This window comes from Methylobacterium sp. D48H (assembly GCF_053345715.1).
In genome coordinates this window covers 1-1,894 of record NZ_JBKFAP010000064.1, presented here as the reverse complement: position 1 = coordinate 1,894, position 1,894 = coordinate 1, and the positions used below count along the sequence as shown (strand labels likewise).

1 rRNA gene is annotated in these 1,894 nt (G+C 56.1%); it reads left to right on the top strand.

Annotated elements, in window-relative coordinates:
- Positions 1 to 1,894, top strand: a 23S ribosomal RNA gene (locus tag ACLBX8_RS31440); the annotation flags it as partial.

The window sequence follows — 1,894 nt, the reverse complement described above, 5'->3', positions numbered from 1 at the left end:
CAATACGGTTGGTCATGTGAAGGTATCAAATCCTGAATTCATAGGGGTTTGAAGCGAACCCGGGGAACTGAAACATCTCAGTACCCGGAGGAAAGGACATCAACGAGACTCCGTCAGTAGTGGCGAGCGAACGCGGATCAGGCCAGTGCCTGTGTTGAGTTTACCGGAACGGTCTGGAAAGGCCGGCACGATGGGTGACAGCCCCGTACGGGACGGACGATACACAGGACTCGAGTAGGGCGGGACACGTGAAATCCTGTCTGAACATGGGGGGACCACCCTCCAAGCCTAAGTACTCCTCAGCGACCGATAGCGAACCAGTACCGTGAGGGAAAGGTGAAAAGCACCCCGACGAGGGGAGTGAAACAGCACCTGAAACCGGATGCTTACAAACAGTGGGAGCCCAAGGTTCGTCCTGGGTGACCGCGTACCTTTTGTATAATGGGTCAGCGACTTAAAGTTACGAGCGAGCTTAAGCCGATAGGTGGAGGCGCAGCGAAAGCGAGTCTGAACAGGGCGTTCAGTTCGTGGCTTTAGACCCGAAACCGAGTGATCTAGCCATGTGCAGGATGAAGGTGGGGTAACACCCACTGGAGGTCCGAACCAGTGCCCGTTGAAAAGGTCTTGGATGACGTGTGGCTAGGGGTGAAAGGCCAATCAAACTCGGAAATAGCTGGTTCTCCGCGAAAGCTATTTAGGTAGCGCCTCGCGTGAATACCTCACGGGGTAGAGCACTGGATGGGCTAGGGCCGCCCACAGCGGTACCAAACCCAACCAAACTCCGAATACGTGAGAGTACTGCGCGGGAGACACACGGCGGGTGCTAACGTCCGTCGTGGAGAGGGAAACAACCCTGACCGACAGCTAAGGCCCCCAATTCGTGGCTAAGTGGGAAAGGATGTGGGACTCCCAAAACAACCAGGAGGTTGGCTTAGAAGCAGCCATCCTTTAAAGAAAGCGTAACAGCTCACTGGTCTAAATAAGGGGTCCTGCGCCGAAAATGTAACGGGGCTCAAGCCACGAGCCGAAGCTTCGGGTTCATGAGCAATCATGAGCGGTAGCGGAGCGTTCCCTAGGCCTGCGAAGGAAGACCCGTGAGGGCTTCTGGAGGTATGGGAAGTGCGAATGCTGACATGAGTAACGACAAAGAGTGTGAAAGACACTCTCGCCGAAAGTCCAAGGGTTCCTGCGTAAAGTTAATCTGCGCAGGGTTAGCCGGCCCCTAAGGCGAGGCCGAAAGGCGTAGTCGATGGGAACGGGGCGAACATTCCCCGGCCAGCGGATGGTGACGGATGCCGTGTATCGTCTGACCTTATCGGATTGGTCAGGCGGTGAAGGGGTCCCAGGAAATAGCCTCCGCGTAAGACCGTACCCGAAACCGACACAGGTGGACTGGTAGAGTATACCAAGGCGCTTGAGAGAACGATGCTGAAGGAACTCGGCAATTTGCCTCCGTAACTTCGGGATAAGGAGGCCTCTGTCTTGGGCAACCAGGGCAGAGGGGCACAGACCAGGGGGTGGCGACTGTTTATCTAAAACACAGGGCTCTGCGAAGTCTGTAAGACGACGTATAGGGCCTGACGCCTGCCCGGTGCCGGAAGGTTAAGAGGAGAGGTGAGAGCTTTGAATCGAAGCCCCGGTAAACGGCGGCCGTAACTATAACGGTCCTAAGGTAGCGAAATTCCTTGTCGGGTAAGTTCCGACCTGCACGAATGGCGTAACGATCTCCCCGCTGTCTCCAGCATCGGCTCAGTGAAATTGAATTCCCCGTGAAGATGCGGGGTTCCTGCGGTCAGACGGAAAGACCCCGTGCACCTTTACTGTAGCTTTGCGCTGGCCTTCGTGTCGGCATGTGTAGGATAGGTGGTAGGCTTTGAAGCCGGGGCGTCAGCCC